At 36.3% G+C, this 24,359-nt stretch carries 22 protein-coding genes and 1 pseudogene; 10 read left to right on the top strand and 13 right to left on the bottom strand.

Translation table 11 applies throughout. From position 1 onward, the window contains the following. The first annotated feature begins 12 nt into the window (after positions 1-12). The 3 genes from AEQU1_RS06790 to AEQU1_RS06780 all read left to right on the top strand — a co-directional run bounded on the left by AEQU1_RS06790 (position 13) and on the right by AEQU1_RS06780 (position 2,147). Positions 13-816, top strand: coding sequence for a DUF547 domain-containing protein (locus AEQU1_RS06790; RefSeq protein ID WP_111879837.1), 804 nt, complete (start codon positions 13-15; stop codon positions 814-816). Between the two features lie 52 nt (positions 817-868). Further along, positions 869-1,627 carry a TIGR04283 family arsenosugar biosynthesis glycosyltransferase gene (locus AEQU1_RS06785; protein ID WP_111879836.1) on the top strand — a complete coding sequence of 253 codons (759 nt, stop codon included), beginning with the start codon at positions 869-871 and terminating at the stop codon, positions 1,625-1,627. An 85-nt stretch (positions 1,628-1,712) separates the two neighbouring features. Then, positions 1,713-2,147 carry a hemerythrin domain-containing protein gene (locus tag AEQU1_RS06780; protein WP_111879834.1) on the top strand — a complete coding sequence of 145 codons (435 nt, stop codon included), beginning with the start codon at positions 1,713-1,715 and terminating at the stop codon, positions 2,145-2,147. A 12-nt stretch (positions 2,148-2,159) separates the two neighbouring features. Here the strand turns inward: AEQU1_RS06780 and AEQU1_RS06775 are convergent, their stop codons facing one another. Continuing rightward, on the bottom strand, positions 2,160-3,236 hold the full coding sequence (locus AEQU1_RS06775) for a glycoside hydrolase family 113 (RefSeq protein ID WP_111879833.1): 1,077 nt from the start codon (positions 3,234-3,236) through the stop codon (positions 2,160-2,162). 139 nt (positions 3,237-3,375) lie between these two features. Here AEQU1_RS06775 and AEQU1_RS06770 point away from each other — a divergent pair, with 139 nt between their 5' ends. The 4 genes from AEQU1_RS06770 (at position 3,376) to AEQU1_RS06755 (ending at position 8,551) form a co-directional block, all read left to right on the top strand. After that, on the top strand, positions 3,376-4,677 hold the full coding sequence (locus AEQU1_RS06770; RefSeq protein WP_111879831.1) for an NAD(P)/FAD-dependent oxidoreductase: 1,302 nt from the start codon (positions 3,376-3,378) through the stop codon (positions 4,675-4,677). A gap of 3 nt (positions 4,678-4,680) precedes the next feature. Then, positions 4,681-6,267, top strand: coding sequence for a 4Fe-4S dicluster domain-containing protein (locus tag AEQU1_RS06765; protein ID WP_111879829.1), 1,587 nt, complete (start codon positions 4,681-4,683; stop codon positions 6,265-6,267). Positions 6,268-6,369: 102 nt separating this feature from the next. Further along, complete coding sequence (locus AEQU1_RS06760) at positions 6,370-7,071, top strand: glycosyltransferase family 2 protein (protein ID WP_111879828.1); 702 nt, start codon at positions 6,370-6,372, stop codon at positions 7,069-7,071. After that, positions 7,061-8,551 (top strand): cellulose synthase family protein, encoded by a 1,491-nt coding sequence (locus AEQU1_RS06755; protein WP_111879826.1) that lies wholly within the window; start codon positions 7,061-7,063, stop codon positions 8,549-8,551. The genes AEQU1_RS06760 and AEQU1_RS06755 overlap by 11 nt, the downstream gene beginning before the upstream one ends. Before the next feature lies 1 nt (position 8,552). Here AEQU1_RS06755 and AEQU1_RS06750 read toward each other — a convergent pair whose 3' ends face one another. Beyond that, positions 8,553-9,509: an AraC family transcriptional regulator gene (locus AEQU1_RS06750; RefSeq protein WP_309300251.1), complete on the bottom strand. Its 957-nt coding sequence runs from the start codon at positions 9,507-9,509 to the stop codon at positions 8,553-8,555. Positions 9,510-9,621: 112 nt separating this feature from the next. Here AEQU1_RS06750 and AEQU1_RS06745 point away from each other — a divergent pair, with 112 nt between their 5' ends. From AEQU1_RS06745 to AEQU1_RS06735, 3 genes are all read left to right on the top strand, one after another. Next, positions 9,622-11,145: an aldehyde dehydrogenase family protein gene (locus tag AEQU1_RS06745; protein ID WP_111879823.1), complete on the top strand. Its 1,524-nt coding sequence runs from the start codon at positions 9,622-9,624 to the stop codon at positions 11,143-11,145. An 82-nt stretch (positions 11,146-11,227) separates the two neighbouring features. Then, positions 11,228-11,599 carry a DUF779 domain-containing protein gene (locus AEQU1_RS06740; RefSeq protein WP_111879822.1) on the top strand — a complete coding sequence of 124 codons (372 nt, stop codon included), beginning with the start codon at positions 11,228-11,230 and terminating at the stop codon, positions 11,597-11,599. 60 nt (positions 11,600-11,659) lie between these two features. After that, positions 11,660-12,265, top strand: a complete 606-nt coding sequence (locus AEQU1_RS06735; protein ID WP_111879820.1) for an FMN-binding negative transcriptional regulator — start codon at positions 11,660-11,662, stop codon at positions 12,263-12,265. Here AEQU1_RS06735 and AEQU1_RS06730 read toward each other — a convergent pair. From AEQU1_RS06730 to AEQU1_RS06680, 11 genes and pseudogenes are all read right to left on the bottom strand, one after another. Continuing rightward, positions 12,247-13,116, bottom strand: a complete 870-nt coding sequence (locus tag AEQU1_RS06730; RefSeq protein ID WP_181566725.1) for a hypothetical protein — start codon at positions 13,114-13,116, stop codon at positions 12,247-12,249. The two genes, AEQU1_RS06735 and AEQU1_RS06730, sit on opposite strands and share 19 nt — an antisense overlap. A 523-nt stretch (positions 13,117-13,639) precedes the next feature. Next, positions 13,640-14,995 (bottom strand): UDP-N-acetylmuramate--L-alanine ligase, encoded by a 1,356-nt coding sequence (gene murC / locus AEQU1_RS06725; protein ID WP_111879817.1) that lies wholly within the window; start codon positions 14,993-14,995, stop codon positions 13,640-13,642. Between the two features lie 121 nt (positions 14,996-15,116). Then, positions 15,117-16,037 carry a lipopolysaccharide assembly protein LapB gene (locus tag AEQU1_RS06720; protein ID WP_111879815.1) on the bottom strand — a complete coding sequence of 307 codons (921 nt, stop codon included), beginning with the start codon at positions 16,035-16,037 and terminating at the stop codon, positions 15,117-15,119. Between the two features lie 77 nt (positions 16,038-16,114). Then, entirely contained in the window at positions 16,115-16,636 is a 522-nt protein-coding gene (locus AEQU1_RS06715; protein ID WP_181566724.1) for a DUF4136 domain-containing protein, read from the bottom strand. 96 nt (positions 16,637-16,732) lie between these two features. Next, a complete protein-coding gene (locus AEQU1_RS06710; RefSeq protein WP_146743725.1) occupies positions 16,733-17,218 on the bottom strand; it encodes a DUF4136 domain-containing protein in 486 nt (161 codons plus the stop codon). 4 nt (positions 17,219-17,222) lie between these two features. After that, complete coding sequence (locus AEQU1_RS06705; RefSeq protein ID WP_111879810.1) at positions 17,223-20,978, bottom strand: T9SS type A sorting domain-containing protein; 3,756 nt, start codon at positions 20,976-20,978, stop codon at positions 17,223-17,225. Between the two features lie 110 nt (positions 20,979-21,088). After that, positions 21,089-22,087: a GTPase ObgE gene (gene obgE / locus AEQU1_RS06700; protein ID WP_111879809.1), complete on the bottom strand. Its 999-nt coding sequence runs from the start codon at positions 22,085-22,087 to the stop codon at positions 21,089-21,091. 103 nt (positions 22,088-22,190) lie between these two features. Continuing rightward, a pseudogene (locus tag AEQU1_RS06695) lies at positions 22,191-22,763 on the bottom strand (adenylate kinase); the annotation flags it as partial. 127 nt (positions 22,764-22,890) lie between these two features. Next, positions 22,891-23,205 carry a hypothetical protein gene (locus AEQU1_RS06690; protein ID WP_111879805.1) on the bottom strand — a complete coding sequence of 105 codons (315 nt, stop codon included), beginning with the start codon at positions 23,203-23,205 and terminating at the stop codon, positions 22,891-22,893. A gap of 4 nt (positions 23,206-23,209) precedes the next feature. Beyond that, a complete protein-coding gene (locus AEQU1_RS06685; protein WP_111879803.1) occupies positions 23,210-23,707 on the bottom strand; it encodes a hypothetical protein in 498 nt (165 codons plus the stop codon). Between the two features lie 51 nt (positions 23,708-23,758). Then, positions 23,759-24,301, bottom strand: coding sequence for a GNAT family N-acetyltransferase (locus AEQU1_RS06680; RefSeq protein ID WP_111879802.1), 543 nt, complete (start codon positions 24,299-24,301; stop codon positions 23,759-23,761). Positions 24,302-24,359: the final 58 nt, after the last annotated feature.

Below are 24,359 nucleotides of genomic sequence, written 5' to 3'. Positions count from 1 at the left end.
CTACAAATTAAAATGAAAACCTTATTTAATATTGCCACAGTACTATTTGTGATTTTTACGATGCAAAGTTGTAATCTTCTTTCTGCTGCAGGCGTTAGCAGCCAAGGGCAACCAACTAAAGAAGTTAAAACGGAACTTACTTCAACTACTGCTAACTCGGCAGTAAATTTAGATCATACACAATGGGACAAATTGCTGAAAAAATACGTTAACAATGCTGGTTTAGTTGATTACAAAGGATTTAAAAATGACAAAGCAAAACTGGACGATTACCTTAAGATGCTTTCTGAAAAAAATCCTGCCGACGATTGGAGTGTACAGGAATTATTAGCATATTACATAAACCTATACAATGCTGCAACAGTAAAGTTAATCGTTGAAAATTACCCCACTAAAAGTATAAAAGATATTGATGGCGCTTGGACCAAAGGTCGTGTTACCGTTGGAAATAAAGAACTTTCACTGGGCGGAATTGAAAACGGAATTCTTCGTAAAATGAATGAGCCGCGAATCCATTTCGCTATAAATTGCGCTTCTATTTCCTGTCCCAAATTGATAAACGAAGCATATACTGCTGCCAAAATTAATGAGCAACTGGACCGTGCCGTAAAGGAATTTATCAATAGTGATAAAAACGATATTTCCGCTTCAAACCCCAAAATTTCCTCCATTTTTGATTGGTATCAAAAAGATTTTAAAGTAGACGGAAAGCAGAATGTGATTGGTTTTATTAATCAATATTCCAAAACTAAAATAAACACAGGAGCTACAATTGCCTACAAAGATTATAATTGGGATTTGAATGAGCAGAAATAAGTTTTCTGTTGAAAATGAAAAATCATATTTTAAAGGAAACTGAAACTTTTTAATGATAAGTATCGTCATCCCGGTTTTAAACGAAGCCGCTACCATTGAAAAACTATTGACCCATCTTTCGGAAAACATTTCTGAGGAAAACGAGTTGGAAATTATTTTGGTGGATGGGGGAAGCATTGACGGAACTCCCAAAATCATTAAGGAATTTTCCGAATCGCAATCAATTTCCGTTCAGCTAACAACTTCAGAAAAAGGCCGCGCAAAACAGATGAATAAAGGCGCAAGCGTAACCTCAGGCAGAATTCTTTATTTTCTGCATGCAGATTCTTTTCCGCCAAAAAATTTCGACAAATATATTATTTCCGAAGTTGATAATGGAAATCCAGCTGGCTGTTTCCGAATGAAATTTGATAGCAACCATTGGTGGTTGCAAATGGCGGGATGGTTCACTAAATTTAGTTGGCGAGCTTGCCGTGGAGGAGACCAAAGTCAGTTTATTACCAAACACCTTTTTGAGGAAATTGGTGGTTTTAATGAAACTTATGTTATTTACGAAGACAATATTTTAATAAATGAACTTTACAAACGGAAGCAATTTGTAGTTATACAGCAATTGCTAACCACTTCTGCACGTCTTTATAAACAAAAAGGTGTTTGGAACCTACAGTATCATTTTTGGGTTATTTATGTGAAGCGATGGATGGGAGCAGACGCGAAGGAACTGCACAATTATTATTTGAAAAATATAAAAGAAGTGCACGCTAAAAAAATTTCAGATCAAAAAATTTCCCAGCAAATAGTTGAAAAATAAACAGTTTTACATATTTCTCTTTTCAACTTTTTCTATTTGGAAAATTTTTAGGATATTGTAGTTAAAATCATATAAAAGTATAGCCATGAATATATTTGAAGCCATTAGAAAAGACCACGACAAACAACGTGAATTATGCCGTCTGGTAACATCTACTTCGGGTGAATCAAAAGGTAGAAAGGAAATGTGGGAGAAATTGAAACACGAACTACAAATTCACGCTGACGCTGAGGAGCGTACTTTCTATTCTCCGTTGATACATAACGACATGATGCAGGAACACGCTCGCCACGGAATAGCCGAACATCATGAAATGGATGAATTAATGGAGAAAATTGATGATACCCATATGGACTCACCAGCTTGGTTGGTGTATGCAAAACAGTTGTGTGAAAAAGTAGAGCACCATCTTGACGATGAAGAACACACTTTTTTTCAACTTGCTGGAAAGGTATTCTCTGAAACTCAAAAAACAGCTATTGCCAAGGATTATCTAGAAGAAATGAAAAAGCACCGATAATTCAAATCTGCTTTATTTTCCGAACTTTTTATAAAATTTTGCCACAATAACTTCTGCAGGTTTATTTTGTGGTGTAAACTGGTTGTCCGTTTCTCCGCCAACTCTCTCGTGTGCAATAAACCATTTCCAAAGAAATCCGCCAGCAAACCATTGTTCATTCCAAACTTCTTCATATAAACCTCGTAACGTATTATTTTGCGCTTCAAAATTTATGGAAGTTAATTTATAGTTACTTTCCCAAGGTTCCTTTCCCGCGAAATCGACGCTTCGGTAGCCGTATTCGGTAAATAGAATTTTTTTATTTTCTCTTTCTGAAACTACTTTCAATTCATTTTTCCAACGTTGCCAACCATTTCGTGATTCTTCAATAGTTGGGGTTTTACTTTCCGAAACTGGAAAATAGGCGTCTACACCAATATAATCCAAAGTATTCCAAAACGGTACGCCTTTGTATTCATCCCAATTGGCGGCATAGGTTAATTTTCCGTTGTAAACTTTTCTTACTTCAGCAATCAGATTTCGCCAATATTCTGGACGGTGTTCAATAAATTTTTCCAACTCTGTACCTATGCAGAAGATTTCTACCTTTTCTACTTCAGCAACTTTCGCAAAATCCAGTATAAATTTTTTGTATGATTTTTCAAGTTCAACCCAATCCTCTTCCGAAGCCATTTTCAGCAACCCTGTAAACTCGCCACGCCACACCCAAATTTGTGGTTTCATCATAACTTTAATTTCGTTTTTATGGAGTATTTCTATGTATTGCTTTGCACCTTCGCGCCTTTCGCCAAACCATTGTCTTTCCTGATTATAAATAATCTCAGGATGTTCCAAACTTTTAATAAAACCGAAAGGCATAATTGCTGCGTAGTCTGCATGAATATTTTTGAGGGGCGCTATATTTTCTTCCAAAATAGAATCTTTGGAAGCCACGAAACTAACTCCATTTATTTTTGGAAAAGTAGGCTCTTTAATTACTTCTTCATTTTGTTGAGTAATTAGCAATTTTGAAGAATCACGCTTTTGCCCGCATCCCATAAGAATAGAAAAAAGAAAAGCACAAATTAGCAAGAAAAGTGATTTGGTCATTTTAAAATAAATTATTGATGAATTTAGTATAATATTTTAGAATTATAGAAACTTTAATATCTCTTTTCAAACTGCGCCAACTGTAATTCCGTAAATTTATAAACGACTGAAGAAATACCAACCAAATACTAATTCAATTATGGAGCACATCGTCATTATAGGCAACGGCATTGCGGGCGTAACAGCAGCAAGGCATATAAGAAAAATTTCCGATAAAAAGATAACCATAATTTCTGCAGAAACTGATCATTTTTTCTCCCGCACTGCTTTAATGTATGTATATATGGGCCATATGCGATGGCGCGATATTGAACCCTACGAAAGTTGGTTTTGGGGAAAAAATAGACTGGAGCTTAAAAAAGGGTATGTTGAAAAAGTTGATACCGACAATCAAACGCTTCACTTTAAAGAAGGTGGGTCAATAACTTACGACAAATTGATATTAGCCACAGGTTCCGTGACAAGTTATTATGATTGGGAAGGCCAAGATTTAAAGGGAGTACAAGGATTGGTTTCCAAACAGGATTTGGAAGACTTGGAAAAATACGCCCCAAATAATAAAGAATGTCCCCGTGCTGTAATTATTGGCGGCGGCCTGATTGGTGTAGAAATGGCCGAAATGCTCCGTACCCGAAATATTGAAGTAACAATGCTGGTTCGTGAAGATGCTTTTTGGACTGGAGTACTCCCAAAGCCTGAAGCAGAAATGATTTCGCGCCACATAATTTCCCACGGTGTAGATCTTCGGCATAATTCAGAACTTGATAAAATTTTAGCCGACGAAAAAGGTCACGTTCGTGCAATTGTCACAAAAACGGGAGAAGAAATTCCATGTGGCGTAGTTGGAATTACTACGGGTGTAAAACCACAAATTTCTTTTCTGAAAAATTCAAAAATTGAAACAGACAAAGGTATTTTGGTAAACCGATTACTAGAAACCAATATTAAAAATGTATATGCCATTGGCGACTGTGCGCAACAACGTGAAGCTATCGGGAATCGGCCGCCTGTGGAAGCTGTTTGGTATACGGGAAGGATGATGGGCGAAGCTTTGGCACAAACCATTTGCGATAAAACATTTGAATACAATCCTGGAAACTGGTTTAATAGCGCTAAGTTTTTTGATATTGAATACCAAACCTACGGCTGGGTTTTTTCAGAAAGCAGAAAAAAAGAGTACGAAGCACAATTTCATTGGAAATGCAAGAGCGATCTTAGGTGTATAACCATTTCATATAAAAAAGAATCAGGAGAATTCTTGGGTATAAACACTTTCGGAATTCGAATGAAACACGAGGTCTTTGATAGATGGCTTAATGAAAAAAGAAGTGTGGATTACGTAATCCAAAACCTAAAACAAGCCAATTTTGATCCTGAATTTTTCAAAAATTATGAAAAGGAAATTCAGGCAGCATACTTCAATCAATCTGTAACTGTATAATTTATGAGCACTGTTCAACGAAATATGTCCCTTACGGGCGAGCCGCCAAAAACCATCAATACCCAACAAAAAATTGCTTCAGCCATTGGTCTTATTGGCTTAGCGGTACTTTTTTTGGCATTTTTCAACCTAGATTTTCCTAATAAACCTTTATGGCTAACCCTTTCTTTGGTTATGATCGGTACTGGAATTATTTGGTTTTCCACTGCAGCGTATTTAAATAAACACGAAGGAATAAAAAACGATGGGGTTTATTTTAAATCGCTTTCCTCCCGTGGATTCTGGGCTTGGATTTTAGGAATAATTGTCACACTTTTCTATGTTGTTCTTTATTGGTTTCCACAATATTTAGGTTTAGTTCAGGATGGTGAAAATAAGGGCATTGTTGCACTTTTTGACCCGTTGAGCAAATTGCTGAACGGTGGGCCTGCAAGTCAATGGTTTGTTTATGGCACCCTTTACACAGTAGCCATATTGGCTTTTGGAATAAAATTCATTCTAAAATACCGCCATAACAAATACGAAAAACTTCGGACGTTTTCAGTTATGTTTTTTCAATTAGGTTTTGCTTTTTTAATACCGGAACTTATGTCCCGTTTAAACTCAGATAGTTTTAAATTACCATATTACGATCTAAAAAATATTTGGCCACTCAATTATTATAATTTTGAACAATATCGAGTAGATGAATTTATTTCCGCTGGAGATATTGGTTTAGGACTTCTAATTTTTGGGGTTGTATCAATCTTTATAATTACTCCAATATTAACCTATAAATACGGTAAACGATGGTACTGCTCATGGGTTTGCGGTTGTGGTGGCTTGGCAGAAACCGCTGGGGATCCTTTTCGTCATTTAAGCGATAAAAGGCAGGTAGCTTGGAAAGTGGAACGTTGGGTAATTCACAGCGTTTTGGTTTTTGTGGTTTTAATGACCACAGCAGTGATTCACTCTTATTTAGGCGATGACAGTTCAAAATATTGGCTGACGAAAGATGTCTTTCTTATTAGTGTAGCCGCACTCTTAACCCTAGTGTTTTTAGGTGTTTGGATTTTTAAAAGAGAAGAATTACAAAAAGATGCCCGAATTGGTTCTATTGCTTATTTCGTAATTATAATTGCATTGATTGCGCTACATTATACTACGGGGAAAACCTTGTTTCTTTTTGAAGCTGAAACTTTGCGTCAATCGTATGGTTTTATGATTGGAGCTGTATTTAGCGGAGTAATTGGTGTTGGGTTCTATCCTATTTTTGGCAGTCGCGTTTGGTGCCGTTTTGGTTGCCCAATGGCTGCAATTCTTGGCTTTCAGCAACGCTTGTTTTCGCGTTTCAGAATAACTACCAACGGTGGACAATGTATTAGTTGCGGAAATTGCTCTACCTATTGCGAAATGGGTATCGATGTTCGCGCTTATGCTCAAAAAGGTGAAAATATTGTGCGTTCCAGTTGCGTTGGCTGCGGAATTTGCTCTGCAGTTTGCCCTCGTGGGGTTTTAAAACTTGAAAATGGACCCCTTGAAAAACGAATTGACAGCAACGAAATTCTGCTTGGGAACGATTTGGATTTGATGAGCTATGTTAACAAATAAAGGATTTTCGCTTAAAATCTGTTAGCTATTACCATCACTTCCGTCCAAAGGATTGTCACAAATTTTTATCAACTTCGCAATCCATAAAACCAACAGTTTTTAATGCAAAAAAATATTAAAGTAATCATTCCCGCTTTTAACGAAGAAGATTCTATTGGGAAGGTGATTGCTGAAATTCCAAGTATCGTTTCAGAAATAATTGTTGTAGATAACAATTCTACCGATACCACTGCAGAAGTTGCCAAAAAAGCTGGAGCAACCGTGCTTTTTCAACCAAATGCTGGCTATGGAAATGCTTGTTTAAAAGGAATGGAATACATTTCAGAAGAAAACACAAAACCAAATATTGTGGTCTTTCTGGATGGAGATTATAGTGATTATCCTGAGGAATTGACAAAAATTATCGCACCTATTATCGAGAACGATATCGATTTTGTAGTGGGTGCCCGAGTAAAAGAATTGCGCGAAACTGGGTCTATGACTTTTCCGCAACGCTTCGGCAACGAACTGGCAACCAAATTAATGAGTCTTTTTTTCAATTCAACGTTTACCGATCTCGGACCTTTTCGCGCCATTAAGTATGAAAAGCTTATTGCGCTAAACATGGAAGACAAAACCTACGGATGGACAGTAGAAATGCAACTGAAAGTATTGAAAAAGAAATATACCTATATTGAAATTCCTGTAAAATACAAAAATCGTATAGGTGTCTCAAAAGTTTCAGGTACGGTAAAAGGTGCTATATTTGCTGGCATAAAAATCTTGACCTGGATTTTTAAATATAGTTTCAAAAATGATTCTTGAATCCCTAATCATTATAATTTACACCATTGCGTTGCTCCTCATCTTTATGTACGCATTGGCACAATTGAACCTGTTATTCAATTATTTAAGCGCTCGAAAAAAACATAAAAACTCCCCAACTTTCGATTTTTCAAAAGAAAAAGAAATCCCCTTTGTAACTATTCAACTGCCGGTTTATAATGAACTGTATGTAATGGATCGCTTGCTCAATAATATTGCGGAAATTGATTATCCAAAGGACAAACTTGAAATACAAGTGCTGGACGACAGCACCGATGAGTCTTTTGAAGAAACTGCAAAACACATTCAAGAGCTACAGAAAACGGGATTAGACATTCAACACGTAACTCGTGAAAACCGTGAAGGATTCAAAGCTGGTGCTCTAAAAGAAGGTTTGAAAACCGCCAAAGGCGAATACATAGCAATTTTCGATGCAGATTTTCTTCCAAAGAAAAACTGGTTAAAAAATACCATTCCTTACTTTAAGGATCCTGAAATTGGTGTAGTTCAAACCCGTTGGGGTCACCTAAACCGTGATTATTCTATACTTACCCGCGTACAGGCTTTTGCGCTCGATGCACATTTCACTTTGGAGCAGGTTGGAAGAAACAGCAAAGGACATTTTATAAATTTTAATGGAACGGCAGGTGTTTGGCGTAAAGAGTGCATTCTGGATGCAGGCAATTGGGAAGGCGATACCCTTACGGAAGATTTGGACCTCAGCTATCGGGCGCAGCTTAAAAACTGGAAATTCAAATTTTTAGAAGAAGTAGAAACTCCCGCAGAACTTCCTGTGGTAATTAGCGCAGCCCGTTCGCAACAATTTCGTTGGAATAAAGGCGGTGCAGAAAACTTTCAGAAAATGGCTTGGCGCGTTTTTAAAAGTCCCGACATTCCTTTCAAAACCAAAATACATAGTTTTCTACATCTGCTGAACAGTACCATGTTCTTAAATATCTTCATTGTTGCTATACTAAGTATCCCAATGCTTTATATTAAAAATGAATACGAACATTTAAAAATGTATTTCTATGTTATGAGTTTCTTTGTGGCAAGCACGATTATCTTTTTTATCTGTTATTGGTTTACGTACAAAGTGATTTATGGCGGTGGTTTTAAACATTTTTTAAAATATTCCGCCATGTTTTTTACGTTTTTTTCAGTGGCGATGGGTTTTTCGCTCCACAATTCTATAGCAGTTTTGGAAGGACATTTTGGAAAGAAAAGTGAATTCATTAGAACTCCAAAATTCAATATTAGCAACTTAAAAGAAAGTTGGAAAGGAAATAAATACCTCACCAAAAACATTTCGCCCAACGTGATTTTTGAAGGCGTGCTGATGCTCTATTTTGCTTTTGGAATGTACAGTGCTTTTGTAGTGGGGGACCAAGGCGGAGATTTTGGACTATTCCCGTTTCATTTGATGCTTTTCTTGGGCTTTGGATTTGTGTTCTTTTCCTCTTTAAAATCTTCCCATTAAATTATTTTCTTACTGAAAAAATAAATTGTTGGGGAGTCATCAGTTCCAGCTTTTTAAACTGGCGGTTGAAATAGCTCACATTGTTAAACCCAGACTTAAAGGCAATTTCAGAGATAAGTATGTTTTTGTTTTCCTTCATCAATTTCTTGGCGAATTTTATTTTTTCAGAATTCATAAAATCAATTGGCGAAATTCCTAAAGTGTTTTTAAACTTTTTGTGAAAACTGGACGAGCTCATATAAGCTTTTTCTGCCAGCTGATCCACACTGATGCTACGGTCCGTTAAATTTTCTTTTATATACTTAACCACCGTTCCAATACGCGTATCACTAAAAATATTTAAGGTGTCATTGAGTATACTTTGCTTTGCTTTTGTTTGCAATAAACGAACAATCAACTCCTGAATCATGAGATCCAGCAGAACATCTTTTGAAGTTGAATTATGGGTAAAAGTTTTCACCAGCCGCTCAATAAGATAATTTACTTCTATTTGGTTGGTCAAATGGGAAGCGGCTCCTTTATCCAAATTCCAATTGTTATTTTCTTCTTCAATGGAAACCAATTGATTGAATTTAGAAGCAACTTCACTGATCTTTTCGGGATCAATGCCTAAGGCCAAACATTGCGTGGGACTGTCATTGCGCGCAATCGGGAAATCAATTATCATTTCTTCATTGGCTGGCATTACTACCGATTCCCCTGGAAGAAATTCAAAATCGGGCAGGTTTTTTAAATGCATGATTTTCTTTCCAGTAAGCATACTGGCAATTACGGGAAAATCAAAAGTAAGGGAGACTTTTTCAGCGGGTCGGTGGGTTTCAAAAATATTTAGCTCAGCATACTCCGCATTATAGGTCGTCCGGTTTTCCACCAACGTATAAATTTTTCGGCTTTCCCTATGTTTTCGCAATGAGTGCTCCATACTCAATATTACGAAAAAAACACCTATTCTGTACATAAATACAGAAATGTGTTACTCTTTTATAGAATTGTTCAATTGATTGAGATATTATCAAAATATCTTTAAAGAAATTATATAATTCACAGTTTAACATTCTAAAATTATTATTATGAGCGATATTCAGACAGATACCGGAAAGACTTTTGAAAAGCCAAAGTTTAAAGATACTTACGACAATTTTATAGGCGGAAAATGGGTGGCACCTAAAAAAGGTGAATATTTTGAAAGCATCTCCCCTGTTGATGGCAAAACTTTTACAAAAGTAGCGCGTTCCACTCAAGAAGATATAGATTTAGCGCTGGATGCTGCATGGGAAGCGGCTCCAAGCTGGAACAATACTTCTGCAACCGAAAGAAGTAATATGCTTCTTAAAATTGCTGATGTAATAGAAAAAAATATAGAGGTGCTTGCAAGAGCCGAGACTTGGGATAATGGAAAACCTATTCGTGAAACTACAGCTGCGGATCTTCCTTTGGCGGTAGACCATTTTAGATATTTTGCAGGTGCAATCAGAGCCGAAGAAGGCGGCGCCAGCGAGCTTGACGGCAACACATTGTCACTTAATATTTGGGAACCTCTGGGAGTTGTTGGACAAATAATTCCTTGGAACTTTCCGATTTTAATGGCCACTTGGAAGCTCGCCCCAGCCCTCGCTGCCGGAAACTGTGTAATTTTAAAGCCAGCTGAGCAAACTCCCGTAAGCATTATGATTCTTGCAGAATTAATACAGGATATTGTTCCCGCAGGTGTTTTGAATATTGTGAATGGATTCGGCTTGGAAGCAGGAAAACCTTTGGCTTCCAGCTCTAGAATCAATAAGATTGCCTTTACCGGTGAAACTACCACTGGGCAACTTATTATGCAGTATGCTTCAAAAAACATTATCCCTGTGACCTTGGAGCTTGGCGGAAAATCCCCAAATATTTTCTTTAAAAGCATTATGGATGCAGATGATGAGTTCTTCGACAAAGCCATTGAGGGCGCTGTGCTCTTCGCATTCAACCAAGGTGAGGTTTGTACCTGCCCCTCGCGTATATTGGTAGAGGAAAGTATTTATGATGATTTTATGGCTCGTGTTGTTGAACGTACCAAAGCAATAAAAATAGGAAACCCATTAGATCCAGAGACTATGATGGGCGCTCAGGCTTCCAATGATCAATATGAGAAAATCCTAAACTACCTAAAAATAGGAAAAGAAGAAGGATGTGAAGTGCTTACAGGTGGAGAAGCAGCCTACAATGAAGGCTTGGAAGGCGGTTTCTATATTCAGCCTACAATTTTTAAAGGCAATAACAAAATGAGGGTTTTTCAAGAAGAAATTTTTGGACCCGTAGTTTGTGTTACAACATTCAAAGATGAGGAAGAAGCTATTGAAATAGCAAACGACACTCTTTACGGTCTTGGTGCAGGCGTTTGGACACGCGATATGCACCAAGCTTATCAAGTTGCCAGAAAAGTGAAAGCAGGACGTGTTTGGGTAAACAACTATCATTCATATCCAGCACACGCTCCTTTTGGAGGCTATAAAAAATCTGGAATTGGGCGTGAAAACCATAAAATGATGCTCGACCATTACAGACAAACTAAAAATATGTTGATTTCTTACGACAAAAAGAAATTAGGCTTCTTTTAATTGTTTATTTAATTAAGTAGGGTGCCTTTAACATAAGTTGAGGCACCCTTTTTTTTAAATTGAATTCATTAAATTCAAAAAAATGTCAAATAAAAAAGTGGAAATAACAGAAAGAGCAGCAGCGGTAGTAAATGAATTGAAGGAAAAATACGGAGAACTTATATTTCACCAAAGCGGCGGTTGTTGTGATGGCTCTGCCCCTATGCTATTGGAAAAAGGAGATTTGTATTTAGACGAAAGCGATATCCTTTTGGGCGAAGTGGAAGGCGTTAATTTCTATATGAACAAAGACCAATATGAATATTGGAAACACACCCACTTAACCGTAGATATTACCAAAGGCAGAGGCGCAAGTTTTTCACTTGAAATACCTTTGGGACTTCGTTTTTTAATTCTTTCCCGGCTTTTTTCTGAAGAAGAGCAAAAGTATTTTGCAAGTGCTTCAAAAGAATAAATAACACATTTCAAAATTTGGGACGCAGTTTAGTATCTTAGTGTTTTCAACAATACATTTATGTACCCACCCCCACATCATCAATCAGATGAAATTGGCAAAATGATTGCTGTAATCAAACACTTCCCTTTGGGAATGTTAGTTTCGGCAAAAGATGGAAAACCATTTGTCACCCACATCCCTTTTATTTACAACGAGACCTCCAAAAAACTGGTTGCACATATAGACCGAAACAATCCGCAGCTGGAAACCTTAACTGAGAATGCCGAAGTCACAATTGTCTTCAAAGGTCCGGATACCTATATTTCACCTAGTGTTTATAATACGCCACAATTGCCTACTTGGAATTATGTTATAGTTCACATCACCGGAAGAATTAAGCTTATAAATAAACCAGAGTCTATTAAGAATACAATGATTGATATGACAGCTTTTTTGGAAGACGAAGCACAAAAATTTATTTTAAAAAATGACGATCCACGAATGGATCGGCTCATTAATTACATTCAAGCGTTTGAGGTTGAAATCACTAATTGGGAAGGAAAGTTTAAACTTTCGCAGGATAAAAATGCGCAGGATTTTGAGAATGCAAAACAGGAATTAATAAAAAAATCCAGAAAGGATGTCTCGGGATTTATTGATTCTATTTATAAGTCGAAGTCATAATTTTCAATATATTTCGATGGAAATTTCTGTTTTAACCTTTGTTGATCGAGAAGATATTTCTCATCGTTGGAATACCTTTCGTTATACTTAACAAGCGCATCCTTATCTCTCAACTCAAAAATGGCCTGTTTATATTTTGAAAATACCGTAATATAATTTTGATAAGTAACATTATCTGCATATTGAAAATGAAAATATGTAATACTATCAATAAGCCTTTTAAAAGTTGGAAGCAAATCTTGTTTCTGAATAGGCTTTCCATCTATTAAATAGTTGTCTCCTATTTTGACTTCAATTTTAGTTTGATTTTTTAAATATTCCTTTTCTGGAAAAGGCGGTGGCAGCCTAGGAAGCGGGACAACAGACAAATTGCTGAACTTTTCAACTTTACTTTCATCAAAATAAATAAATCGATCAATCCCATTTAAATCTACACGGCTTGTAAACTCAGGATTCTCTTTTTTGGCGACATATATAATTTTATTACTATTTATAGCAAACAACTGCATCTCTACTTTTTTCACTTCTGAAATTGGTAAATCAAAAGGAGCCAAAATAGGAATAACATCATACCTCCTATAGTAATTTCTCCTTAAATCGCTTATTGCTACTGGAAGTTCTTTAAGAGTGTAATTACTTCCATTTAAGTTGTAAACTATTTTATTGTTTCGTTTTACAATTTTTAAAAAATTAGAATACACCCCTTCTGTTTCTGTTGGTCTAAAGTCACTTTCTGGAAGTTCAACTTTTGGATTGTTTTTAAGTAAAATAGCATCGTGTTTTTTATAGTTAAAAACTGAAGTTGTCGCAAACAAAAATGACAAAACCAAAATTGTTGTAAAATTCATCATTAAAATGAATAAACCCTTTTTCTTAAAAACCAGTAAAATTGTTTTCCAACTTTCAAAAAATAAAACAATGAATAGGACTACAAATAATGAAGTAAAGTCTAATAATGGGCTTAAATCAAAAACAAGTGTGGTGAAGAAACCAAAAAGAAAAACAAATTTTGTAAAAACGTAGAAAAAATTAAAAGGCAAAAATATTTGATCGTTGATAATTTCACGCCTTTTAAAATTAGACATTACTGATTTTGATGGCCTTTTAAATAGCGTGGCTATGAAAAGAGCATTCCCCACAACAAGTGATATCAAAGCAATATTGAAATTTTGCCAATATCTAGTAGATTCATCCAAAATAAGGGGTCCATTACTGAACCCGAATTCCATACTTCTGAATGTAAGCCTTAACAAACAGAACAAACTATAAATGCAAAAAGATGCTCCAATTCCTAATAGAATACTAAACAAAAAACTCTTTTTTGAAATGTTTAGTTTAGCTCTATTGCGCAAAAATCCTTTTTGGAGCATTTTTCTATTTTAAATACCCCTTCACCTCCTCAAAATCCAAACCGCCATAATTCCCGCTACTCATTAAAAGCAAACATGTATTGTCGTAATCCTGTGAAAAAAGATAGGTTTTAAAGTCTGCTGGATTTGTAAAAACCATCAAATCTTCACGATCAAAGGCTTCGTCAATCTGTTCCCCTTTTATTTCTTCCAGCTGTTTTATAAGCACCGCATGTGGAGAATAGAATACTACGGCACTGTCTGCAGCATCCATTGTTCCTTTGTATTCCTTCAAAAACTCGGGACTTAGGCTGCTATAGGTATGTAGTTCCAAACAAGCAATCAGTTTCCTGTCTGGATATTGGGCTTTTACCGCTTCAGTAGTTGCTTTTACTTTACTTGGCGAATGTGCGTAATCCTTAAATGCTATCGCAGTTTTGGTTTCAGCTATCTTCTCCAAACGTTTACTGGCACCTTTAAAGGTGGCAATGGCTTCGTAAAAATCGTCGGCATCCACGCCCATCAATTGGCAAATCCAACGTGCGCCTTCTAGATTGTTTAAATTGTGTTTTCCGAAGATTTCAACAGGCATGGGGCCTTCCGGAGTGTTCAAAAGTGTGGTTCCTTCTTCCACAGTATATTCGGGTGTATGGTAGGGATATTTTTTTATGTGATTTGTCGAGGCTCCAACAACTCGTTTTACCTCAGCATCTTCTTCATTATAGATAATTGCACCGCCGTTTGTAATTTCATTCAGAAATATTTCAAACTGCTCCACATAATTTTTATAGGTTGGAAAAACATTTATATGATCCCACGCTATTCCACTTAGCAAAGCTATATTCGGCTTGTAAAGATGGAATTTTGGTCTTCTATCAATTGGCGAGGAAAGGTATTCATCCCCTTCAATGACCATAAAGTCATTGTAGTCGGTAATTTTCACCATGGTGTCAAACCCCTCCAACTGTGCTCCCACCATATAATCTACTTCTTTCCCGTTATAGTTCATAACGTGAAGTATCATAGATGTAATTGTGGTTTTTCCGTGTGAGCCTCCAATAACCACACGAGTTTTGTTTTTGGATTGCTCGTAAAGAAATTCAGGATAGCTATAGATTTTTAAACCGAGATCCTTTGCTTTTAAAAGCTCCGGGTTATCTGCTTTTGCATGCATTCCCAAGATGACTGCATCAATATTAGAAGTCAATTTTTCTGGAAACCACCCTTCAACTTCAGGCAGCAATCCTTTGTTTTTCAACCTCGTTCTTGAGGGTTCAAAAACCTCGTCGTCACTTCCGGTTACGTTATCTCCTTTTTCGTTTAATGCCAATGCAAGATTGTGCATTGCGCTGCCGCCAATTGCTATAAAATGAATTCTCATGTGTGATTTAATTTTAACCCTTCGACACTTCGACTGCGCTCAGTGCGGGCATGCTCAGGGTGACATTTAGTTTTGTAAAGATACTTTTTCTAATTCTGAATTTAGAATTCAACATTGAGAATTACAAAGCTAAAATTAGCGATTTTTCCAATTGTGCTTCCTTAAAATCTGTTCGTCCAATTAGCGCTTTGTTTATCCAAGTGAGTGCAATTTTCTTCTTTCCCAGATTTTTATAGATCTGCGCCAAACGAAAATACGCCCAGTCTTTTGGGACGCCATCTTTTATTGAATAATTGGCCAAATACTGACTTAGGCAATCAATGCCGTATTCTGGCTCCAAGTTGTATTGGGCAGAAATCTTCCCAATTTGATAATTAAGCTGGTTGCGTTTGTGCTTTTTTAAAGCTTCGGAATTAGTAACAATAGCTTCCTTAGGTTGATTGTTTTTTTCGTAAAGATTTGAAAGCTTTTCGTAAGTATGTGGCGAACCGCCCACATCTATCGCCTTTTTGTAGTAACGCTCTGCATCTTTTGGATTATCTGTATATTCGGCGATATAACCTTGGGCGAGATACCCATCTACTTCAGAGATTTTACCCAGTTCCTTGGCATAATCAATTGCATTGTTTTCACTCCCGCCAAAAATACCGGGCAATTGTATGTAAAATTCCACCAAAGCCCAACGCGCTTCTATGTGTTTTGGGTCGAGTTTTGCAGCCTGTTCCAATTCGTGTTTAATGTCACCTATATATGTAACAGCGCGAATTCTACTAATGGACATTGCTTTCAGCCCCATTGCACCTCCATATTTAAAGTGATAGTTGGCATTTTTTTCTTCATCCTGTGCCAAGGCTTCATAGTAGGAAATGGCAGTGTCCCAGTTTTTAGCATATGCGGCGATGTCTCCCAAATATTCCCGAGTTTTTTTATCGCCGGGATGTTGCTTCAAGTAATTTTCAAAAATAGGTTTTGCCTTGCTGAAATTTTCCTGTTTAAAATATTCTTCTGCCTGATTATAGTTGGTTTGGGCAACTGCAAACAAAGGAAGTATATAAAGAAGAAGATTTATTTTTCTGAAGTAATTGATATGATTAGAAAATTAAAGATTAAAAAAACTGACTACTTAGTTTTAGGTGGATATTTAGAAAGAATTTTCTGAATTACTGAGAAATAATAGGCTTCCTTCTGCTGCGGTGTTGCCCGCTCTTTCATTTCGCCCTCGGCTATAGCTTGCCAAACAAGATCATCTTTTTCAACATCTATAAAGTCCATCGTTAACTTTTGGTTTAGCACATTGCCCCCAATGGGAATACCACCACTAACACCCACACCCACATTGCCGCCCCCGCTTCCAATACCTATACCGATGGTATTTCGGGAATTTGAAATACTTTCACGAGCATAAAAGTTGACATAAATGAGCGGTGTTTCACTTTTTATAAAACCGCGTTGTTGAAGCAGACTATCTGTAATTTTTATAATTCGGTTATCATCTAAAGCATTAAGACCGGAATCTATATTCGGAAAATAATTATAGCTATTGTATTTTGAAAAATCCACTTGCTGGTCATAATCTACAGCTACAGAGGCTCCACAAGATGCTAAAAGTATGGAAAGCAATATTAGGATGGGAAATTTCATAATGTATTCTCTTTTCATTAAAAATACGTAAAAAAACTGCCTTTAGTTTGGGGTTTGCTATTCTTTAACAGTTAATATTTGATGCGCAAATTGAATCTAATATGCATTGTTTTTAGGAGGATATTTTATTAAAATTTCCTGAAGAAGTTCTGTATAATATTTTTCTTTTTCGGAAAGTGAAGCGTTTAGTTTCAACTCTTCTTTTGCAACTGCCTTCCACAACACTTTATTATTGGATGAGTCTATTATTTCAAAATTAAATTCTTGGCTGTGTACCTTTTTACCAATAGGAACAAAAACAACTGTCACAGTATTTTTGGACAAAACCGTTTTTTCATTCACATAAAAATTAATGTAAACTTGAGGAGTTTCACTTTTTACAAAATTTTTGGTTGGCAGCAACTTATCTGCAATTCCCTCAATCAATTTATCATCCGATGGGGATAAGTGTGAATCCATCTCAGGATTATAGCTGTAGGTTTTATAATTTGAAAAATTGGTATCGTAATCATATTCAACACCTACGGTTGTTGCACAAGAAACCATTATAAATAAAAGAAGAAAAACACCTAAAATTTTCAATTTGCTATTTTTTAATAATTTTTTTTGTAACGCTTCCTTTATCTGTAACAATCTCAACAAAATAAATACCTGCAGAAAGGTTTTCGAGGTTGATTTGTTTTTCTGCCGTATCAAGAATTTGTTTGCCCAATGTGGAATAAATGGTTGCTTTTTCAAATACAATTAAATTTGATGTTTTTATTTGTAGTGTTTTAGAAACCGGATTGGGAAATAATTTCATCATTCCATCCAAACTGAATTCATCAACATCAAGATTTTCCACTATTGTTGTGGAAATGGTATTGGTCACGATGGCAGCATTAAAGTCGAAATATATATCTGCTGTATTTTGAATCACATCGCCCAAAGCAATATTTGGGATCGGTTTAATTTGAAAAGCGACATAGCCATTGCTGCCTTCGGGGTCGGATACATCTGGCGGCAAGTTGATGTCGTCAAAAATGAAGGAAACATTGTTGCCGTCAAGAATTTCTATTCTGTAATTGTGGCTTGCGGTTAATGGACGAAATGAATTCCAATCCAGTTTATCGCTCAACAAATCCTCAATACGTACGTTAATAGCATCTGCCGTTCCCGTGTTTTGGAACCGAACAATATAATCCAGATAATTAGTTACTTCACTTTCATAGATTTCTTCTCCTTGGTTTACTTGTTTATCGTTGGGGTCGTAAGAGTTTACAACAATCTGTTTAAGATTGTAAGTATTGTCTTCGGGATTTGCATCATCAGCTAAAGGATTTATAATGGTTTGGAAAGTTAAAATATCTCCTGAATTATTTGTTGGTGGAGGAAAATTTTGAAAATCAACATATATTATGCGCGATTCAAAAGGTAATAGATCAGTATAGTTCCAACTTAAAATATTCCCATTAACATCATCTTCAGTAGGAAGAGATTCCATAAATTGTTGACGCAAATCATCAAATTGTAGTCTAACATTTCCAGAAAGTGTAGTAGTCCCAATATTTTCATATATTATTTGATAATGTGATAAAAAGCCAGGACGTGCTGCACCAAGTGGCAATAACATAATTTTTAGATCATTATAGACTGTAGTGGCAGTAAGGCAGAAATCCAAAACTTCCACAATACCTGTTCCGTTAAAAATAACTTGTTCACTCAGAGGATTGGAAGTATAGTTGTCAGGCAAAGAAGATCCTAATATATCTATAGTATATTCTCCCTCGGGAAGTTTCAGTTCAAACTCACCTTCACTATTGGTACCAGTGCTTGTAGATTGGTTAGAAGGGGTAGTAGCAACAACAATTAAATTTCCGGCAGGATAATCATTTGAATCACACCCATTGTTATTGAAATCAAAAGTTATTTTGCCCAAAACTGTATTTAATGAAGTATTGCAATTGTCGAGCACTTCAGCGGTTGAGTTACAGCCTACGGCATTATTATTAAAAAATAAATTAGTGTTTCCAGCTTGCAAAGGCAAACAAAAACTTAATATACTACAACTGGACAGGCTTGGATTATGACTGATGAGTACATTGTCAAAGCTATCTGGATCAATAAACTCCAGTCCACTTATATCGTTTAAGGAATCATTGAATTGCAATTCCAAGGATAAGTTCCCAAGACCAATGTTTGAAACATTTGACAATCCATTTACATTCTCTAATTGAGGATTATTCTTTATCCATAGTAAGCCATAGATATTCTGAATTCCTTCCAAACCGTTCAGATTACTCAATTGTTGATTTTGTGCTATTGATAAAGTGCTTAAACTAGTCTGTAAATTGGAAAGTGCAGATATATCGCTTAACGAAGCATTTTCCTCAATGTCCAGATTGATGATACTTGCTAATCCCTGAAGCCCATTAAGATTCTCCAAATTCGCATTTTGTCGAATTGTTAAAGCTTCTGTATTGCCAATATTCTGCAATCCTTCAAGCGATTGAAGCTGATCGTTCTGTGTAATTTCAATACCAAGACTGGCGTTGGTCAAAGCATCCCAACCCACAATTTCCTGTAATGAATTATTTGCATCCACAGTAACTCTGTAAACCGAACTAATATGGGCTAAAGCACTTACATCAATAAGCAACGGATTATTCCGGATTAGTATTTCATTGCACTCGCTAACATTGTTTAATCCTTCTAAGGTCGTTAATAGCGGATTATGTTGCACAAGAACATCAGTTTTTATAATATTTTGAAGTGGTGTCAGATCTACAATATCTGATCCTGATATCAACAAGTCTGCTTCCCTACAAGTTGGGAAATTTACACCAAACGCATCCACATCTGCTTGGCTAGAAAGAACATATCGACCATACGGACAGCCTACACAAGCTGCATAAATATCTCCGTATTCCTCACAACCAATACCATTATTATTTATCGATACCGTTCCTGATGCACTTATTATCGTACAAACCACATCAATTGCACACGCAGTCAAATTTGGATTGTTGGTAAGCCGGATTTGAGAGTATTGAGTAAAGTTAGAGATTACATTTAATGCTGAAATATCTATTAAAGAATCATTAAAATCAACAAATGTTGTCTGCCCATCTGTATAGGAATCCAACCCATTTAAATTTAACAGTCCATCGTTTTCCAACAAATAAATGCCTCTTCCTGTAAAAGAATTCAATCCTTGTAAATCTTGAAGCAATGGATTATTGACAATTTTAAACAATTGTCCCGTATAAGTAAGATTTTCTAAACCTTCAAGACTCTGCAATTGTGGATTGTTTCTAATTTCGAAATTGCTACTACAACTCTCAACTTGATTTAACCCTTGAAGATTTGTAATATTTGCTCCTTCCACGGTAATATCTATAAGAAAGTTTGTGCAACCAGGATAAGATGTGGCAAAATTATCAATATCACTTTGTGTACTTAAAATAATTGCAGCAGTAGGGCAAGTAGGACAATTTGCCTCAACCTCTGTTTGGGTATTACAGCCTGATCCATTATTCTCAATAATTATTGCCCCTTGATTATTCGCAAGAATAAAACAAATGGGGGCAATACTACATTCAGAAAGCATTGGATTTCCACTTATCAACAAATTTCCATATTCAGAAAGAGCGGTATTAGAAAAGGCAGAGATATCACTTAAAATGGGATTGTTCTCAATTTCAAGCCCCACAATATTTGTTAGGGATTGAAAGCCATTGAAATTCTCAAGATTTATATTATCCCTAATTATAACACTACCAGTATTTGAAATGCTATTTAAACCAGCCAAATCTGTTAAGCCATCATTATTGATAATTAATATATCATCGGCTCCGGTTATATTTTGAAGACCATTTAAGTTTGTCAATAAATCGTTGTTTTCAATATGTAAGTCATCATCTCCTGGATTAGTAATATTATCCAAACCAATCAAACTTGTAAGCGCTGGATTATCTTTAACAATTATGGAATAACCAATTGCTCCCGACAAACCCAAAAGCGCTGTAACATTAGTAAGTTGCGGGTTATTTTCAATTACGAAATTTCCATAGCTAATGGAAGTGAGGTTTTCCAAGCCAGTTAAATCTGTTAATAGTGGATTGTTTATTATCTCAAATCCTCCCTGGTTTACAACACCAATTTCAGTAATCATTGAAAGAGGTGACAAGTCCTCAATATCTGAACCATTAATTATTAAGCCTTGTGGATGTGTACATCCAGGATATGTTGTAGCAAAAGCATCAACATCTGCTTGTGAAGAAAGTGTTATAGGACCTACCGGACACTGCCCAAACCCAACCACCGAAACCAATAACAAAACAAAGAGTAATCCTTTCTTCATAATACCTATTTTAAAGGCTGTAAGAAAAAAGAAAAAAATGACCTATGAAAATTTATTTAAGAAATTTTTAAGAAAAGTAGCGCCAGCAACTAACAACTAGAAACCAGCAACTAATTAAGCATCTTCCAAAGCTTATCTTTCAACTCTGTCAAACCTTGCTGTGCCACAGAAGAAATAAACATATAAGGAATCCCCTTAAACTGCTTATCCAAAATCTTTTTCATTTCGGCTTTAAGCTCGTCATCCAGCATATCGCTTTTGCTGATGGCTACCAAACGTTCTTTGTCCAAAAGTTGTGGATTGTAGCGACGCAATTCGTCTACTAACACTTCATATTGTTCTTTGATATCTGGGGCATCTGCGGGAACTAAAAACAATAGTGTAGAGTTACGTTCAATATGGCGAAGAAAACGATGGCCAATCCCTTTTCCTTCGGCAGCGCCTTCAATGATTCCGGGAATATCTGCAACTACAAAAGTTTTGAAATCGCGGTATTCCACTATACCTAAGTTAGGTTTTAGCGTGGTGAATTCATAATTGGCAATCTTCGGCTTTGCTGCGGTAATAACCGAAAGTAAAGTGGATTTCCCCGCATTTGGAAAACCTACTAAACCTACATCGGCTAGTATTTTTAGTTCCAGGATAATATCTATCTCTTCACCTTCTTCACCAGGCTGAGAATAGCGAGGAGTTTGGTTGGTGGCTGTTTTAAAGTGTGCATTTCCCAAACCACCACGCCCACCTTTGGCAACAATTTTTTCTTCACCATCTTCGGTGAGTTCAAAGAGTATTTCCTCAGTTTCCTTATCGCGTACTACCGTACCTAGCGGTACTTCAACGTAAACATCGGCACCATCGGCGCCAGTGCTGGTTTGCTTGCTACCATGAAGGCCGTGCTCAGCTTTAAAGTGTCTTTTAAATTTAAGGTGATAGAGCGTCCAAAGGTTTTTGTTGGCTTTAAGGATTACGTGACCTCCACGACCACCATCACCACCGTCTGGCCCACCTTTGGGAATATACTTTTCCCGCCTCATGTGCTTGCTACCTTGCCCTCCCTTTCCGGAAGTAACATGAACCTTAACGTAATCTACAAAATTGCCTTCAGTCATATAAAATATAAATGTAAAATGATAAATGTAAAAGTAATAAGTTTAGACTATGCGGTTTTTACACTTTAAGATTTTGCTGTTTTAGATTTTTCGGTTTTAAATTTTACAATTTATCAATCACTTCGCTCAAACGCTCGGTAATTTCTTCAATACTTCCTACCCCATCAACACCAAAATACTTATCCTGTTTTTGGTAATAGTTTTTTAGAATAGCGGTTTCACCGTAATAAACCTTAATGCGGTTGCGAATAATGCTTTCATCCGCATCATCTGCCCTACCGCTTGTTTTGCCTCGCTCCAGTAAACGTTTCACCAATACTTCATCATCAACTTCCAAAGCGACCATGGCGTCTATTTGAGAGTCTTTATCATCCATTAAATGGCCTAATGCTTCTGCCTGCGCTTCAGTACGAGGAAAGCCGTCAAAGATAAAACCGTTAACATCCGGATTGTTATCCAATTCGTTGCTTAGCATATCAATGGTTATTTCATCTGGCACCAACTGTCCTTGGTCCATATAGCTTTTAGCCAAATTGCCGAGTTCAGTTTTGTTTTTTATATTGAAACGAAACACATCTCCTGTAGAAATATGCACCAGATTATATTTATCCTTTAAGAAAGCGGCCTGAGTGCCTTTTCCTGCGCCAGGAGGGCCAAACAATATTATATTAGTCATAATTATGATTTAATAAATAAAAAAATGAAGGTGCAAATTTACGAAATTATAATTGGGGATGCGTTAATTCGAGATGTGTTAATTAGTCAATTCAGAAATAGTTGGCTTGAAGTTTTAATTCATTAATTTAGATAGCCACTCCCACAGCCTTATATAAAAAGTTCACCAAGGCATTCCAAAGTTTTTCAATAGTTACCGCCAAAATACCTTTTAGGGTATTCACAAAATTGAGCGCCATAGCCTCAAGCCCATCCAGAAAAAACTCTCGGAGATCTTCGTCAATATCACCATTCTCTACTCCATTTTGAATCAGTGCCGTTTGTTTGGCGATCGCTTCAACCTGGCGTTCACTGAAACCGCGAACTGCAGAAATATCCTTTTCCAATATGCTTGAAGAAATATCTTTTATCTCTGTAATAATATTTGCTACATTTTCACTCATATCATTATCGTTTTAAGAAACTTTCATAAGTTATAGCCTGGTCCAAAAATATTTCAACTTGCCCTTTAAATGCCTCTAAAGCTAGTGGCTTTAAACCTCTATCGCTATCCACTACTTTCATTTTTATAAATGTTTTGGCTATCTGTTCAAAGGCAAAGGCACTGGGATAATCACCGGTAATCCCATTACTACCTCTAGCTTGTAGTAGTTGGTTTATCTTATCCAAAGCCACGTTTTTAGGTACGGGGCGCGCTTTAGCTTGCAGTTTAAGCGATTCAAAAGCACCTATTAGCACATTATAAGTTTCTTCTCGCAGTTCAAAACTTTCAACCTCTGTACCTCCATCCAGCTCAGCAAAAAAACGCATTGCCAACTCGCTGTTTTCTGTAACACTCTTTACAATAGCCTGATCATAAGCAGGAGCTAATGTGGCTTCGCAACCCGTAAAAAGGATAATGCTAAAAAGGACTAAAAAAGAAAAATGTAATTTGATAAGTTTCATAATGCTGATTATCACCACAGCACTAATTTAGTGATTAATAAGGAATTAGCGTTATTTTTCAGACTTTTTCCATTCCTCTTTGCTGAGTGAATAGAAATTAAGAAGGATTCCTTCATGAAAAAATTCGTTCCTTTTAATTAAACCTATGTTTGTCAAAATAATATTGGAGGCAGTATTTGCTTCCTCGGCAATACCTACAATTTCCTTATAGTCAAGATTTGTAAACCCATGATGCAAAGAAGCTATGGCAGTTTCTGTAGCATATCCTTTTCCCCAATATTTTTTAATGAATCGGTATCCAAGATCATAATAATTTGATCTGCCATTTAGAATATCTGTATTAAACTTAAACCCACTCCAACCCATAAAGCTACCCGTTTCTTTTTCTACAACAGCCCATCTGCCTATGCCTTTTTCAATGTATTGTTGTTTTATAGAATCAATATACTTTTGTGCTTCAGCTATAGTAGCAATAGGTTTGTTTCCCAAAAATTTATGCACCTCAGCATCACTATCCATCGCAAACATGCCGTGCACGTCTTCGTCCACTAAATCGCGCATAAGGAGTCGGTCTGTTTCTAGGTGGATTTTCATTTTAGTATTTGTTTAAAAGAAAAAACTTACAGATTAAAAAATAAACCCATAAGCTAAT

Source organism: Aequorivita sp. CIP111184, assembly GCF_900489465.1.
Taxonomy (GTDB): Bacteria; Bacteroidota; Bacteroidia; order Flavobacteriales; family Flavobacteriaceae; genus Aequorivita.
Note: the sequence above shows the minus strand (reverse complement) of the source record. Positions and strands in the feature narration are given on the sequence as shown.